This is a genomic window from Aggregatibacter actinomycetemcomitans DSM 8324, from assembly GCF_000372365.1.
GTDB lineage: Bacteria > Pseudomonadota > Gammaproteobacteria > Enterobacterales > Pasteurellaceae > Aggregatibacter > Aggregatibacter actinomycetemcomitans.
Genome location: NZ_AQUU01000003.1, coordinates 156535 through 172793, shown reverse-complemented (window position 1 = coordinate 172793; position 16259 = coordinate 156535). Strand labels below are relative to the sequence as shown.

At 37.5% G+C, this 16259-nt stretch carries 16 protein-coding genes and 1 pseudogene; 3 read left to right on the top strand and 14 right to left on the bottom strand.

Annotated elements, in window-relative coordinates; all coding sequences use genetic code 11:
• The coding region (locus tag A3CS_RS0102870) for an IS200/IS605 family transposase (RefSeq protein ID WP_019518220.1) at positions 1–200 on the top strand (200 nt) is incomplete at its 5' end.
• Between the two features lie 125 nt (positions 201–325).
• Here A3CS_RS0102870 and nagK read toward each other — a convergent pair.
• Together nagK and A3CS_RS0102860 are read right to left on the bottom strand one after the other, a co-directional pair.
• Entirely contained in the window at positions 326–1240 is a 915-nt protein-coding gene (gene nagK, locus A3CS_RS0102865) for an N-acetylglucosamine kinase (RefSeq protein ID WP_005547816.1), read from the bottom strand.
• 49 nt (positions 1241–1289) lie between these two features.
• Entirely contained in the window at positions 1290–2030 is a 741-nt protein-coding gene (locus tag A3CS_RS0102860) for a phosphatase PAP2 family protein (RefSeq protein WP_005547817.1), read from the bottom strand.
• 76 nt (positions 2031–2106) lie between these two features.
• Between A3CS_RS0102860 and ribA the strand changes: the two genes are divergently transcribed.
• Complete coding sequence (ribA, locus tag A3CS_RS0102855; protein WP_005547819.1) at positions 2107–2760, top strand: GTP cyclohydrolase II; 654 nt, start codon at positions 2107–2109, stop codon at positions 2758–2760.
• Between the two features lie 278 nt (positions 2761–3038).
• Complete coding sequence (locus tag A3CS_RS0102850) at positions 3039–3779, top strand: hypothetical protein (RefSeq protein ID WP_005547821.1); 741 nt, start codon at positions 3039–3041, stop codon at positions 3777–3779.
• Positions 3780–3940: 161 nt separating this feature from the next.
• Here the strand turns inward: A3CS_RS0102850 and rfbB are convergent.
• The 12 genes and pseudogenes from rfbB to rfbC all read right to left on the bottom strand — a co-directional run bounded on the left by rfbB (position 3941) and on the right by rfbC (position 16257).
• Positions 3941–4968 (bottom strand): annotated as a pseudogene (gene rfbB, locus A3CS_RS1000000111850) (dTDP-glucose 4,6-dehydratase).
• Positions 4969–4992: 24 nt separating this feature from the next.
• Complete coding sequence (locus tag A3CS_RS0102840) at positions 4993–5787, bottom strand: TIGR01619 family protein (protein WP_005547825.1); 795 nt, start codon at positions 5785–5787, stop codon at positions 4993–4995.
• Entirely contained in the window at positions 5787–6590 is an 804-nt protein-coding gene (gene xthA / locus A3CS_RS0102835; RefSeq protein WP_005574053.1) for an exodeoxyribonuclease III, read from the bottom strand. Before xthA ends, A3CS_RS0102840 begins: the two co-directional genes overlap by 1 nt.
• Before the next feature lie 540 nt (positions 6591–7130).
• Positions 7131–8549 (bottom strand): sugar transferase, encoded by a 1419-nt coding sequence (locus A3CS_RS0102830; RefSeq protein WP_005574051.1) that lies wholly within the window; start codon positions 8547–8549, stop codon positions 7131–7133.
• Positions 8512–9468: a glycosyltransferase family 2 protein gene (locus A3CS_RS0102825; protein ID WP_005547832.1), complete on the bottom strand. Its 957-nt coding sequence runs from the start codon at positions 9466–9468 to the stop codon at positions 8512–8514. The genes A3CS_RS0102830 and A3CS_RS0102825 overlap by 38 nt, the downstream gene beginning before the upstream one ends.
• Positions 9469–9477: 9 nt before the next feature.
• Positions 9478–10269, bottom strand: a complete 792-nt coding sequence (locus tag A3CS_RS0102820; RefSeq protein WP_019518219.1) for a glycosyltransferase family 2 protein — start codon at positions 10267–10269, stop codon at positions 9478–9480.
• 138 nt (positions 10270–10407) lie between these two features.
• Positions 10408–11442: an acyltransferase family protein gene (locus A3CS_RS0102815; RefSeq protein WP_019518218.1), complete on the bottom strand. Its 1035-nt coding sequence runs from the start codon at positions 11440–11442 to the stop codon at positions 10408–10410.
• A 3-nt stretch (positions 11443–11445) separates the two neighbouring features.
• Positions 11446–12258, bottom strand: coding sequence for an NAD-dependent epimerase/dehydratase family protein (locus A3CS_RS0102810; RefSeq protein WP_005574044.1), 813 nt, complete (start codon positions 12256–12258; stop codon positions 11446–11448).
• A gap of 4 nt (positions 12259–12262) precedes the next feature.
• Positions 12263–14161: a rhamnan synthesis F family protein gene (locus A3CS_RS0102805; RefSeq protein WP_005547263.1), complete on the bottom strand. Its 1899-nt coding sequence runs from the start codon at positions 14159–14161 to the stop codon at positions 12263–12265.
• A gap of 7 nt (positions 14162–14168) precedes the next feature.
• Positions 14169–14912 (bottom strand): ABC transporter ATP-binding protein, encoded by a 744-nt coding sequence (locus A3CS_RS0102800; protein WP_005574042.1) that lies wholly within the window; start codon positions 14910–14912, stop codon positions 14169–14171.
• Between the two features lie 5 nt (positions 14913–14917).
• The gene (locus A3CS_RS0102795; protein ID WP_005588546.1) at positions 14918–15703 is read right to left on the bottom strand and encodes an ABC transporter permease; all 786 of its coding nucleotides are present in this window, start codon (positions 15701–15703) and stop codon (positions 14918–14920) included.
• An 11-nt stretch (positions 15704–15714) separates the two neighbouring features.
• Positions 15715–16257 (bottom strand): dTDP-4-dehydrorhamnose 3,5-epimerase, encoded by a 543-nt coding sequence (gene rfbC, locus A3CS_RS0102790; RefSeq protein WP_005547272.1) that lies wholly within the window; start codon positions 16255–16257, stop codon positions 15715–15717.
• Positions 16258–16259: the final 2 nt, after the last annotated feature.

Sequence of the window (16259 nt, the reverse complement as noted above, 5' to 3'; positions counted from 1 at the left end):
CATCGTTAATGATTTTTGAAAGGCACGCAAACCTAAAATACAACTATGGTAACCGACATTTTTGGTCGAAAGGCTATTATGTAAGCACGGTAGGGCTAAATACAAAGACAGTGGAGGNGTATATAAGGAATCAGGAAAAGGAAGACATGATTCAGGATAATTTATCNAAGAAAGNATATGTGGACCCCTTTAAGGGGTAGGTCATAGAGTTATTTCGCGGTTGTCAGTTTTCACATGCCCTTTGAAGGGCATGTGAAGTACTAGGCCCTTATAGGGTAGCCTAAAAACCGCACGTTTTACGTGCGGATTGTTATTGCGTTAAACATTAACGGGATAAAAACAACGCCGCGGCGCCACGCACGCCGCCGGAGTCGCCATATTTGGCTTTTTTAATCACCGGCACTTTGGCGCTACGCATTAAATGCGGCGGTAAGGCTTTCGATAAGGCGCCGTATAAATAATCAAAATTGGACAATCCGCCGCCGAGCACGATCAAATGCGGGTCAAAGGCGGTAATGATATTGCCGATGGAAATCGCGGCAAGCTCCACAAAAACGCCGACAAAATCCACCGCACTTTTATCGCCAGCATAGAAACGTTGAATAATTTCTTTGGCGGATAAAGCCTCGCCTTTTAAATCGCGGTATAACATTTCAAAACCGCGACCGGATAAATAGGTGTCCAAACAGGCTTTATTGCCGCAACCGCAGTCGTAAATCGGTGCCCTGTCCCAGCCGAGTAATTTCAACGCATGGTAGTTCAATTGCAAATGCCCTAATTCGCCCGCCATGCCGGTTTGCCCGGAATGAATCTTGCCGTTTAACACAAAACCGCCACCGAATCCGGTGCCTAAGATTAGACCTAATACGGAAGGATATTGGGCGTTTTCCGCATCCCAGGCTTCCGACAAGGCAAAGCAGTTAGCATCGTTTTCGGCGCATACTTCGCGTTCTAAAATAGCGGATAAGTCGCACAAAATGGGTTTGTTATCCGCCACGCGGATATTGGTGATTTCCGCAATGCCGGTGGTTTGATTCACAAAGCCCGGAATGCCTAAGCCGACGGAACCTTTACCGCCGAATTTTTCGTCGGCTTTTTTCACCAAATCGGCAATAGTGTTCAGCCAATCTTCATAGCTGGTTTTCGGCGTTTCCACCCGTTCGCGATATTGCTTCTCCAACTGCGAGTTAAACACCGCCAACTCAATTTTGGTTCCGCCAATATCCAATCCGTATAACATCTGTTTCTCCTGTTAAAATACTTAAAAAACGACCGCACTTTTGGCAAACTTATTCCGCTTTTTGGAAATACCGCTTTTTGGCTAAAAATGCGAACATCACCCAATGCACCAGCCACGCCATTAAAACGGAAATCAATAAATCTATCGGATAATGCATACCGAAACGCAGGCGACTGACCAACATCAATAGCGCCCAAATGCTCATAAAGCCAAGTAATAATTTCGCGTTCCCTTTTCTGTTGCCGAGTAATTGCACAAAGCCCACGGTTAACATCAGCCAGCTGGCGGCGAAAATGGTGTGTCCGGAAGGAAAAGAATAGCCCACTTCATCGGCATAATGCCCTTTAATCCATTCAGGCACCGAAGACTGGGTTTGATAGAATCGGTCAACGATTTGCGCCCGCGCTTTACGATCTTGCGCATAAAAAGCGTCGGTGCCCGTGCCGGTTTGTTCGGCGATGTAAGTAACGAAAGGGCGCGGTTCGGCAAATACATTTTTTAAACCGGATTTTAATCCCTGTGTCACCACCATCGAAAAAGCCATTACAGCAACAGCTAAAATCCATTGTTTACGATTAGAAAATAATGGTAAAAAGAGCAGCGCAAAAACGCCGCAAGTGATAATGGCATAAGGCACACTGCCGGTTTCCGTTAGCCAATATAAAGGATGTTCGTAATCCTCAAAAACCAGATTTCCGCTCCACTGCCATGCAGATAACCAGACAAAAACAGGGACAAGACAAAGCAATAGCGTATATAATGACAATCTTTTTAACATATTCATAACCATAAATGAAAATCGGACTGCCATTTTATCATCAGAATTCGACGAGAGAAAAAGAATAAGGACTAATTAAGGACAAGTTATGACAAAAATTGAATTAGTTGCCCAAGCGAATTTACCGACAGAATTCGGTCTGTTTAAAATCGTGGGCTTTGAATTTCCCGACACCAAAAAAGAACACGTTGCGTTGGTTTTAGGCGACATCCGCAATTCGGACGAACCGGTATTAGCGCGTATTCATTCCGAATGCTTAACCGGCGACGCACTACACAGCCTAAAATGCGACTGCGGTTTCCAACTGGCGGCGGCGTTACGTCAAATTCAACAGGAAGGGCGCGGCGTATTAATTTACCACCGCGAAGAAGGCAGAGGCATCGGCTTAATTAACAAAATCCGCGCGTATTCCCTACAAGATCAGGGCATGGACACCATTGAAGCCAACCTGGCTTTAGGCTTTGCCGCCGATGAACGCAATTTTGGCGTATGTGCGGATATTTTTGATTTATTGGGCGTAAAACAAATTCGTCTGCTCACCAATAATCCGGACAAAATCGAAACTATGAAACAGGCAGGAATCAACGTAGTTGCGCGGGTGCCGTTAAATGTGGGTGAGAATCGTTATAACACTGCCTATTTGGACACCAAAGCGAAAAAAATGGGGCATTTTATCGTGCATAACGGCGAACAGCATTTAATGGAATGCCCGTATTGTCAGGAAGAAGTGCCGAAAAAATAACACAAAAATTCACCGCACTTATAGGCTTTTAGGCACAGTACCGGAACCAGAACAAGGGCTGTGCTTTCTGACTTCATTTTACACTGCTATACAACCTCTTTCAGCCGGCCGGCACGATAGTAAGTTTATTTTACTTATACTATTCACCTCAACAAATCCACATTAACAATAGGGTAATTTTTACACAAACAGTTCTGTTTAAACTTGAATTTAAGCGAATTTTAAATAAAATGCTTCTCATTTGATTTTAACAACAATAGATACAAATTAAGATATTTATGTTTAAAACCTTAAGTAAACTTATTTCATCTTCCATTTCTATGGCATTTTTAGTTGTTTTAGGCTGGTCCACTGCTTATGCCTATGGTTGGGGACAATCTTATTTTTACGGCTTTCCATGGTGGTATGTAGATGTAGGCACGGGCAATGTAGCTCGTAGTTTCGGCTATGTGATCTGGGTTAGCATTATTCTTCTCAGCACCTATTTAATCGGTTTATTCGGACTGAAGAAAACCCAGCCTTACATGACAGATGCTTGCCTTAGTCTGCTAAGAACCTATATTTTATGTACCGTTTTCCTTATCCCCGGCGTTATTGGTTACATTTTGACTGTTGGGAAAATAAGTTATCTTTTTATACTCACTTACATCATCATAACGTTTATTGTTACCCTGCTGTTTAAGCATTACATTCGGAAACACATAAACACAATCTCGCTCAATACCACCATTACGTTTCTGTATCGAAATAAAAGCTATGTGATGTTGTCCACTTATTGCTATTTTGTAATCTGTGCCTTCATTGTCGGCTACAGCCGCCCGCACTTCAAAACAGTGTTTGATTCCTTGGAAATTGAAGGTAGAGCCTATTACGTTTTAGCAAAATATAGCGATACCTTTATTTTAGCTAAAAGCATTCACGCGACTAATGGTAACTTTTATCTATACAAAATCGATCCTAATTCCTTATGTCACGTTCAAGTAATCAACATGGAAAGCATACCGAAACAACCTGAATAAACAGCTGTTTTTTGGGCGTGCTTTGTGAATAAAAACTAATGCTCCGCTCAAAAAGTGCGGTGAAAAAAACCAACGTTTTTTAGACGTTGGTTTGAACAAAAATAGTGCTGAAAATAAGAGAAATCACTTTGTTATTAGTTTGTTAATTTCAGAACACGTTTTTACGACCGCACTTTATCTGAGCAATTCCGGTTATCTATGTACCATTGCACGGTTTTTCGTATTCCGGAGAAGAAATTTTCTTGTGGCTGCCAGCTTAATTCTTGTTGAATTTTTGTGGCATCAAGGGCGTAGCGGCGATCGTGGCCGGGACGATCGGTGACATGAACAATTAAATCAGCATAATATTTTACGCCCATCGGTTTATTGGGCGCCAATTCTTCCAAGAGCTCACAAATGGCACAAATCACAGCCAAATTTGTTTTTTCGCAATGGCTGCTGATATTGTAGCTTTCGCCTACATTGCCTTTCATAAGCACCAAATACAAGGCGCGAACATGGTCTTCCACATAAAGCCAATCACGAATCTGCTGCCTGTTGCCATATACCGGCAACGGTTTGCCATTCAATGCATTGGAGATCATAAACGGAATCAGCTTTTCAGGATATTGATAAGGGCCGTAATTATTGGCGCAATTAGTGATTATTATCGGCAAGCCATAAGTGCGGTGCCAAGCGTGAGCCAAATGATCGGCAGAGGCTTTTGAAGCGGAATACGGACTACTTGGCGCATACGCAGCATCTTCCTTGGATAAGGCGTGATTTTCCGCCACATCGCCATACACTTCATCGGTAGAAATATGTAAAAAACGAAATTCCGCTTTTTTTCGGCAGTCAATTTCTCGTAATAATTACGGGCAGCTTCCAACAAAGTGTAAGTGCCGATAATATTGGTTTGCATAAACGCGGCAGGTGCGTCAATCGACCGATCCACATGGCTTTCGGCTGCCAAATGGATGACGGCATCAGGACGATATTGCGACAATATATGCGCCATCATTTGTCCATCGCAAATATCCGTCTGTTCAAAATGATAACGCGGATGGGTTTCTACGCTGTACAAAGCACATAAATTACCGGCGTAGGTAAGCTTGTCAACATTAATGATGTCGTGCTCAGTATGTTGAATCAGCCACCGAATCAAGGCCGAACCGATAAAACCGGCACCGCCGGTAATGAGAAATTGCATAGATTACTTATTATTATAAAAGGATTAATTCGCTTTCACCTGATTAATCGTGTCACTCTCCCAGCCCACATATTCACCGGAAAATTTTTCCGCCAAACGCTCAAACTGTTCAACATAAGCAAAAATTTCATCCGTATCCAAAGACATTTCCTGTTCAATTTTAACGATATAAAAACTTTCTTTGTCTTCCTCGTCAGAAGCAGAAAAGATAATAGGTGCATTGCTGTAACTCATGGTGTTGAAAGAAATGTCACTGAGATTGGTTTCTTCCATGAATTGATACATCAGCTGTTCATCGGCAAATTGAAAGGTATGTTCGATGAGATAGTTATCCGCCAAATTTCTGCCGTTTTGCAATAACATATCGAGAATTTCTTCCGTAACGTTAAGCTTCATTTCCAATGGCGACGGCAGCAAAAAGTCAAAATAAGTGTCCCAATTCGGATCATCCTGCACGCCCGTATGATCAATATGTTCCTTGAATTGGTCAAGCACATCAAAAAGTGCGGTCGGTTTATCGCAATAAAAATGCAACTGCAAATGCCCGTCACCAATGATATGCCCGGCATAAAGCACATCGGATAGTGCTGAAACCTGAATCAGAATTTTGAACAATTCCGTGATAACACGATGATGTTCATCCAAGGTCGGCATAGCATTTTCATCAGGCTCATAAGGCAGAGAAACCTGCACGACTTTATTGTATTTTTGCGGAGAAAACGTCTCAAAAATATCCAAATTAACCGTGCAACTGGCGATTTTGCCATTAATTAATGTGCGGTAATTTTGCCAATTCTGTTCGGGATTTTTCAACGGCATTATTTAAACTCCGCCCAAATCGGTGCGTGATCAGAAGGCTTATTCATGGCGCGAATATCCAAGGCAATACCGGTATCCACACAATGTGCCACCAAGGCTTTATTTGCCAAAATGTGGTCAATACGCAAACCGCGATTATCATCAAACCCTTTGGAACGATAATCAAACCAGGAGAATTTATCATTAACCGTCGGATTCATGTGGCGGAAGGTATCTTCCAAGCCGTACGCATATAAACGCTGATACCATTCGCGTTCTTCCGGCAGGAAAGAGCATTTGCCGGTCCGCAACCAACGTTTACGATTTTCCTCGCCGATACCAATGTCTAAATCGGAAGGACTGATATTCATATCGCCCATGATAATGACCGGGTTTTGCGCGTTATGATCTTGCTCCAAATAACGCTGTAAATCTGCATAAAATTTTTGTTTCGCCGGGAATTTAGTCGGGTGTTCACGGCTTTCCCCCTGTGGGAAATAGCCATTAATAACAGTCAGTTGACCGAATTTCGTCTCTAAATCAATCATGATGATCCGCTTTTGCGCTTCCTCATCATCTGTCGGAAACCCTTTTCTGACGGACAACGGCGCCTGCTTACTCAATAACGCAACGCCATAATGCCCCTTTTGCCCGAAATGATTGACGTGGTAGCCAAGATGATCCACCAAATCATACGGAAAGACCTCATCCGCCACTTTGATTTCCTGTAATCCCAGCACATCCGGTTGATATTTATTAATAATTTCTTCTAATTGATGTGGTCTGGCTCTTAATCCGTTTATGTTAAACGACATGATTTTCATGTTTTGTTCCTTTGCTTTGTGTTGGGGCAACATTATACTTGCAACAAACAAAAAAGCAGAAGTTTATTCTGCTTTTTGATATGCTTATCCAATGAACAAGCTTTTAATAAGTCCCATTTCGAACTAATACAGTTTTTAAGGTTCAGCATAAAATGGCAAAATCATTCCATAAAGACCAATTTTTAACATACCGACATCGATGATCTGCCACCCCAAAATTGGATACCACACCTAACCAGTTAAGGTGCAGCTTTTTATGGGTAAACATTATTCAATCGAATTCAAACATCACATCATCAAACTTATTTTAGAAGAGCATTGAGGCATTCGTGAAGTCACACAACACGATGCCCATTCTTCTGTTATAGTTTGGTTGCAACGCTTTGAAAAATACGGAACCAATGAGCTACATCGTCAACATACCAAAGTGAGAAAAATACTCGCCTTTAAGAATGTAGCAGTGAGTAAATAAAAAAACGCACTAAGTTTGAGCTTAGTATGTTTTGCATTTTATCAGAGAAAATCAATCAGCTGCTTGGGCTAATATGCCCCTTTTCTTCTCAACACAATGTTGACGGTTTTTGCCAAGATCACAATATCATTCCACAACGACCAGTTTTTCACATACCATGCATCTAAATATACGCGGGTGGCGTAGCCAATGTCATTACGCCCGCTCACTTGCCATAAGCCTGAAAGCCCAGGGCGAACCATTTCGTAGTAAATTAAGTCATCGCCATAGTATTTCAACTCTTGCCTCGTTACAGGGCGAGGGCCAACAAGGCTCATTTCACCTTTAAAGACGTTCCATAACTGCGGCAGCTCATCAAGGCTGGTTTTACGCAAAATTTTGCCGATTGGCGTGATTCTAGGGTCATTCTTGAGTTTAAACTCTTTATTCCACTGCTCGCGGGCTTCCTCATCTTTCGCCAATAATTCACGCAGCACTTGTTGAGAATTAACCACCATCGTACGGAGTTTATAGCATTTGAAGACTTTGCGATTTCGCCCGACACGAACTTGGCTATACACTGCTTTTCCACCATCTTTACGAATCATCAAAAATAGCACCAAGAAAAGCGGGGCAAGCAGAATCAACAATAGGCTGGAAACCACAATATCAAAAGTACGTTTCATCAAACGGGTTGAGCGCTTAGCGAGCTTATTGGGGATCCGCAGCACAATGGTTTCAGAGCTAAAGAAATGCGAAATTTCCGCCCCATAAAGTGGGGTGCCTTGCAACGACGGAATAATAGATACATTGCGAAAATTCAGCGCCGAGAGTTTTTTCACCCAATATGCCAATAAATCTGCCTGATCGTGTTCTAAGGCAATAAATACTTTTTCATAACGGTGCAAATGTTTTAAAAATTCCTGCTCAGATATAAAATCTAGGTGTTTTGCCAGCACACAACTTTCTTGTTGAGAAACAAAGGTTTGCACTTTATAACCAAGGTTAGACTCAGCTTGAATCGCCTTGTATGCACGAAAAGCATTGCGCCCCGTGCCGATGATCACGCTTGGCATATCCCACAAACAGTTAAATTTGAGGACTTTTTTGCAAATGATCCGAAAAAGAGGAAAACAGAGAAAAAGCACGCCATAGACATAAATCCACGTTTCCATAGGATCGGGTACTTTGGCAAACACCAATAGCGCCAAATTAACAAAGGCAATCACAAAGAGTGAAAAATAGGTGTCTTTCAATTCGTCCCAAAATGGCTTACGGTAAGTGTAATGACGATAAAATACCCACAAAATCCCAATGCTTGCTAACATCGCCAAGAAAAAGGAACCCGCCCGATAGATAGAACCTTTCAGTTCCAAAATATCGCGAGAAAAATCATCTAAAGGTGAAAGCCAGTAGCCCACCGCAATCGCAAAAACATACGAAATCATATCGGTGAAAATCAAACTGATCTTATTGATGAGGGGCGCGGAGCCTTCTGTTTTTCTCATCTTTCCAATATCCTTTGTGCATACTTAATGCCTTACACCACGCATAAGGCAATTTTTGATAATGATACCCCAGTTGAAAGCCAATCCATTTGGCAAAGGTTAATAGCAAGGCTTTGGGTAACAAGTGCGGTGCATTTTTTACAAGAAATTTGAGTTCAGAAAGCACAAACTTCTTTCCTTCTGAAGCCATTTTTCCAAAGGTTTGCTGAATCCACCCTTGTTCTTGCTGAAACACGCCTGTGTCAAAATAGCGTTGTAATTCCTGGCGTAAGGTATAGTTGTGGCTATGAAATACCGTTGCTTCCGCACAATAGGCAACTTTATAGCCTGCTAACACCATTTTGGCGGTTAAGTACATATCTTCCGCTAAAATTGTATTATCAGGAAAACCCCCAAGTTCTTCAAACACCGAGCGACGATACGCCGCAAAAGAGTTCGACATAAAAGCCGTTTTAATGCCTAAAGAGGGAATATCCTCTTTTGATTTTAATTTCGATTGCGCCGGGTAATTAAAATAGCGTGCGTGAGCGGCAACAGGCGTGGAATTAGCGTGTGGCAACTGTTTACCATACACCGTCGCTACCTCAGGATCCGCAAAAGGCGCTAATAAATTTGCCAATGAATCAGGCGAAGCTAAAATCGCATCTTGTGTCATAAACACAACAATATCTGCAAAACTTTTAGCAAATTTAACAGCTTGATTGCGCGTGCCACCATGATTAAATTCCATTTGCGGAATACTATGTACAGAAAAACCCGCCTCCTCCGCCCATTTTACCGTTTGGTCGGAGGAAGAAGAATCTACCACAATCACCTCATCGGCTTTTCTGGTTTGTTGCTGATAGGTTGCAATCCAATCTTGCCATTGCTGGTCTGCGTTGTAGGTAGGCACACACAACACAAATGAAAGAGCGGTCATTTTTCTTCCTTATTTTGCGAATAGCAATAATAAAACTCGCTTTAATTTTGGCACTGAAAGGTATTGTCGTTTTGAACGAATTAGCAAGTTATGTGGCTTTCCATATTGTTTGACAAATTGTTCAAACATTTTTACTTGCCGAATAGCTTGCTGAAAGTTTTTCCAATAAGCATGGAAACGAAATAAACGCCATTTATAATTAAACACGCCTACTTGATTGCGGCTATGTTGACGATAATCTAACAAAGGCAAATCAATAAATTGCGTGTTGCCGTAATAACGTGCCAACAACGCCAGCCACCAATCGTGCATATAAAGTTCAGATAAATTAATATAAGGTAAGGAATCCAATGCTAAGTTTCGCAATGCACGATTAATCATACAAGCTGCGCCTTGCACACAATTTTTATACAAAATAGAGTCATCTACCAAACAATCTGCTGTTAAAGCTTGATAAACAAAAAAACTCGATGTAATTTCTTGATTATATTCATCAATCAAACGTGCATCGCTGAAAGTGAGTGTTGGTACATCAGGCGATTGTGTTTGTGCCATTTTTGAAAATGTTACAGCTTTTTTATGATGCCAAATATCATCTTGATCGGCTAAAAAAGTAAAGTCTGCTGAACTATAAGCCAATGCCGATAAAAAATTAGCAATCACACCTTTTTTCGGACCTTGAACAATTTCATAATCAGTAAAATTTGCTTCTAAAAAAGTCTGTTGAACAACATCCAATGTGCCATCAGTTGAACCATCATCAGACACAATAATTTTTTGTGGCAAAATTGATTGAGTCAAAATACTTTTTAACTGTGCAGATATAAAAGATGCACCGTTGAGGGTGCATACAATGAGATCATATTTAAAATTATTTAGCATTTTTATAGAAATAAGTTTTTCAAAAAACTAATTAAGAGATTAAGGCTATAGTAGATTTTACTTAGATAATATCTTTCTCAAATAAGATTGAGATGGTTTTTCAATAAAATTGTAGCTAATGATAGATACAAGAAAAGCTAAAAAGCTTATAAAAAATACCATCATAGTTTTATTTTGCTCATAGAAAGGATCATTATTTCTAATATAAAATTCACCTACATAAAATACTAACTGATGCCACAGATACAACGAAAAAGAAATATTCCCAAAAAATTCAAGAATACCAGGCAATCTAAAGCTACTATCTTTTTCAGAAACAACAGCTCCATACACAAGCATCGCTGAAGGTAATGTCAGAGTTAATACTCGATTATATGGAGACTCCCAACTACCCAATTCAACATTTACATACGCCATTACTACAAATAATATTGCACCAAAAACAAAAATCGTTCTCCCATAGCTAACCTTATACGTAACAATAAATTGAGCTATAATACACCCAACACAAAATTGTAAAATTTGAGGATTAAATGGAATATAGCTGTTCCATTCTGGTTTATATACCGCAACCAACGAAATTATAATAATCTCAAAAAAGATCCAACTATATAAAAATAAAAAGAATTTTTTTCTAAAAAATATTGCTAAAGTTAAAACTAAATAGAAAAACATTTCATATGCTAAGGTCCAAGCCACCATAACCTTGCTATTTGTCACGGTAGTTAAAGTAAGTAGTTTAAATAATGATACTTCAGGAAACCAATCTGGAGCCAATGTTACAAAAGAAGAAGCCAAAAAAGCCCCTCCTAAAACAACCCAATATACTGGATATATTCTTATAACCCTTTTAACAAAAAAAACAAAAGCACTCCGACAGCAGTCATTACTATTAGAATCTTTAAATGCAACTAAAGTTACAACAAAACCAGATATAACAAAAAATATATCAACCCCTGTTGGTCCAAATAAATAATACCCATAATAAACAGCCCAGTCAGGCATTATTCCTGGTTTAAAAGAAACTAAATGAGCAAAGAAAACTAATAAAGAAGCAATTCCTCTTAATGCCTGAATATTATAAAAATACATATATTATTTTGCTCCCCACACTGCCATTGAATCATAAGATCTTGCAGGGAAAACATTATATTTAGGTTTAATTTTTAAGTTGTGTTCAGCAATAAATTCTTCTACTGCCGTTCTTAAACTTTTAGGTTTTCCAGAACAGCAATTAAAGATACCTGATTCTTTGCTTATAATTCTTTCTTCGATTTGCAAAGATAAGTCTTTAATATCAACGAAGTCATAAAGCATTTCCCCGCTATTTAATGGGAAATACTCTTGTACTTCATCTTCCGCTTTCAAAATTTTAGTAAATATTGAGTTATTAAAACGATCATCTCCTGTAATATAGTAAAAACGTAACCATCGTAAATTTAGTTCAGGTGTAACACTTGCAAAATCAAACATTGCTTGACGTAAGAAGTTTTTCGCTATGCCATAGGGATTTCTTGGGTTACAAGGCGTATTTGCATCAATAGGTCCAACGAAATAACCTACTTCATGCATTGTTCCAGCAACAGAAATATTCTTAATCCCTAACTCTGCCATAGAAGTTAAAAATTGATAATGTTTCATCACATTGTTTAAATGAGATGGATCTCTATGATTAAAGCCTGCTTGCCACGCTAAATGCAATAAACATTCAGCATTTTGAACTAAATCAACTTTTTTCTCTTGAGATAATGCAAATATATCTCCGTAAAATAATTCAGCTCCGCTTAGGAAAGAATGGGGAGATTCCCCATCAAAAAGAATTGCTATTACTTTATGACCTTTATTAAGTAATTCTTTTACTACATATCTTCCAATATATCCATTGGCTCCAGTTATAATTATATTCATGGAATTAATGTCCTCTCAATTTATGATAATAATGTCTTAATTTTCTATATGGCATACGTGTAATTTTAGATAATTTAGGATAATTTCCAAGTACATGATTTTTCAATAGTCTTACTACATTAATAACAAAATAGCGACTAACATTTGGATTGTCCCCTGATACATTACCTAACATATATTTTGCATTATGTGCTAAATGTATTTGATAAGGTATATCGCCATTAGATAAATTACTAACTAGCCTTTGCATTTTATATTCTAATTTAGTGTAATTAAGCTCCATCATTTCAGCAGACATAATATTGCATGCTAAATAGCCTGCATCATGAGCTGCATAAACTAATAAACGTTCTAGAATATGTGCTAATGAACTATCCTGATGCATCGGCTCTTTATTAAAATCTTCAAATTTCCAGTTATATTCAAAAAGCTTTTTCAATGCTTCAGGTCTAAACCAAAACATTGTTCCATATGCCGCAAACGGAGATATATCATCAAAGGGTAATTTAATACCAACTCTCTCTGCTATTTTTATTGCTAAGTCTCTATTAGTGAACCAAGCGTGGCCTAAAGTAGGGTGTCCAATATGAACCATTGATGGCATTGCAAACCCTATTGATTTATTTTTGTCTAAGTAATTAATAACTTTTGAAATATAAGCTTTATCTTTCAAAATATTTAAATACATCATTTCTTTAAAATGTATAGACATATTATGAGAATTTTGAGGAGACTTCTTCGAATGAAGTCGGCATACCCAATCATATCTTTCCGATATTATTTCCTGCTTACAGGTAATGAATAAAGATGACATATCTCTACCACGGTTTTGTTCAACAACTTTTACATTAATACCTTTAGCTCCACTCATTTTAAGTATTGGATTCGATTCAATCTCTAACTTACTTTTCTCATTAGCAGTTGTAATAAGTAAATCATAAGAACAAGGAATATTTTGTGTATAACTAATAATTTCATCAAGCATATCTGAGTAGTAAATATGAGCCACGACTAAAATCTTAATATCACTTCTTACTTTTTCAACTTTAGATGAATCAAACACTTTTAATAATGTCAAATTAGTTGCAAGATCTTTAGGCTTAGTAGTCCTTAGGATATTTTTAAAGATAAGACTTGTATCATAAGTTGTATTATTTTCAACATACTCTATACTTCTACGCAAAAATAAACATTCTACATCATGATAGATTGGATCATGAAAGAATGGTCTTCTTTTTAAAATTGGACAACGATGTTTTAAAGTTTCTTCTATAGATAAGAATGTTGGATAATTTACTGGAAAATTATCAGAGCTAATATAAACAGAGTAACTATATCCTTTAGATAAAAAATAATCTGTAAATTTAGATTCATGCATTAATACTGAGTCAGTATACGAATTTATCATTGGCATATTTTTCCAATAATCTTGGAATTCATAAGAACCTAATAATCCTTTCCTAATTGCAATGAAATGTGATTGTATATGTTTAGGCAAAACACCTGTTCCAGTATAAGGATTAGGTTTTATTTCAGCATGATCAGAGATCCCCCAAAAATCTATATCTTGATTTTCAGACCATTCGAATAATTCACAAAATGGGAAAATAGGGGCAAAGAAAGTATAATTTAATAAAATAACTTCATCATATTCAGCTAGTTTTTCAAAACCAATTTTTTCAATTGCTTCTTTATAACCCCAAACATCAAAACCGATATTTTCTCTACACATAATATGATCTGTGCAGCCTTGGATCTTCTTACGAGATTCTACTGTTAACCCAGAGTTTGAGACAAACCAAATATCTTGAACAAATTCTTTAAGTTTCTCAAGTTTATATGGAATATAATCATCAACGATACCATCGTGATCGTAAAATAAATAAATTGCTAAGCGTTTCATTTTTTTCCTATTTATTAGTCATATAAGAGATGTATTCTTGAGAAACCACTTCTATTTCTCCTATAGATTTAATTTCTCCACCATAAAGCCAAATGGACTTAGAGCATAATTCTTGAACCTGTTCTATAGAATGCGAAACAAATAATAGTGTTGTACCATTACTTAGCAATGTTTCCATTCTTTCTTTGCATTTTTGTTGAAAAGCAATATCCCCCACAGCAAGAACTTCATCAACAATTAAAATATCTGGTTTTTTAATTGTTGCAATAGCAAAGCCTAATCGTGCAGACATTCCCGAAGAGAAATTCTTTATTGGTACATCAATAAAATTACTTAATTCTGCAAAATCAATAATATTTTGGAAGTGCTCTTCAATAAACGCTTTACTATATCCTAATAAAGCACCATTTAAGAAAATATTCTCTCTAGCCGTAAGTTCAGGATCAAATCCTGCACCTAATTCAATTAATGGTGAAATTGTTCCTGTTACTTTTACAGTTCCTTGATAAGGTTTAATTATTCCAGAAATTAATTTGAGTAATGTTGACTTACCAGAACCATTTTTCCCAATTAAGCCCCAAGACTCACCTCTTTTTACAGTAAAATTAATATTCTTAAGCGCTAAAAATTCCTCAAAAAACAGCTCCTTTTTTAGCACCTTGATTACATATTCTTTTAATCCACTAACACTTTCAGTTGATTTGTTAAATCGCACTGTCGCACTCTGGATTTCTATTACATTTTCGTTCATATGAGTTAAATATAAAGAATAAAATCATTCTCTTTACGATTAAAGACCCAAATACCAATTAATAATAAAATAATTGATATGAGGAACCCTTGCCCTAATGATTCTATGGATAATGTTTGCCCATCTAGAATAACCATTCTGAATTGTTCTACATAATTGACTAAAGGATTAAGATTGTCATACCACCAACGATATTCTTCAGAAATAATTGATACTGGGTAAATTATTGGTGTTAGATACATCCAAATGGATGTAAAAACCCCCCAAAGATATTGGATATCTCTAAAAAATACCGTTACTGCAGAAAGAAAGAAACCTAATCCAAGACTAAATATATATAATTCTAGAAAAATTAATGGTATCCAAACAACATTAAACGTAATTTCCACCTGAGTAAATATCATTACTAGAATCAGAGCAATCATTGCAAATAGCATATTTACTAGAGAGCTTGTTATCTTAGATACCACAAAAATATATTTAGGCACATACGTTTTCTTTATTAACGATGAATTATGTACAATTGCTGTAACAGAACTAGATGTGGCTTCTGCCACAAAACCAAATATTAGCTGCCCAGTTAGTAGATAAGCTGAAAAATTTGGAATATCAAATCTAAATAAATTAGAAAAAACCACTGTTAATACAATCATCATTAACAAAGGATTTAAGATACTCCAAATATAACCTAAATAACTTCTTCTATATTTTAACTTAATATCTTTTAATACGAGCTGCTTTAACAATTCAATATATTTGAATTGATTTAAGCATACTTTTCCTAGTTGCATATAGAAAACCTTTATTTAAAAGTGACCGCATCTTTTAATACCTTACCCGCTAAATCCTTAGCCGATAAACTCGGTTCACCTTCAAGCGGCCATTCAATGCCAACAGTTTCATCATTCCAAATGAGTGAGTGTTCCGCTTTTGGATTATAGTAATCCGTGCATTTATAGGTAAATTCAGCCTCATCAGTTAGTACATAAAAACCATGGGCAAAACCTTCTGGCACCCATAATTGGCGTTTATTTTCAGCAGATAAAATTTCACCAACCCATTGACCGAAAGTTGGGGAGTTTTTACGCATATCCACAGCCACATCAAACACTGCACCAGAAACAACACGAACTAATTTGCCTTGTGTATTTTCTGTTTGATAATGTAAACCGCGTAACACGCCTTTGATCGATTTTGAATGATTTTCTTGCACAAATGTGTGATCTGCTACATTTTCTCTAAACCATTCATCACGGAAGGTTTCCATAAAGAAACCGCGTTCATCACCGAACACTTGTAGTTCTAATAATTTTACATCAGGAATTTTAGTATCAATAACTTTCATCT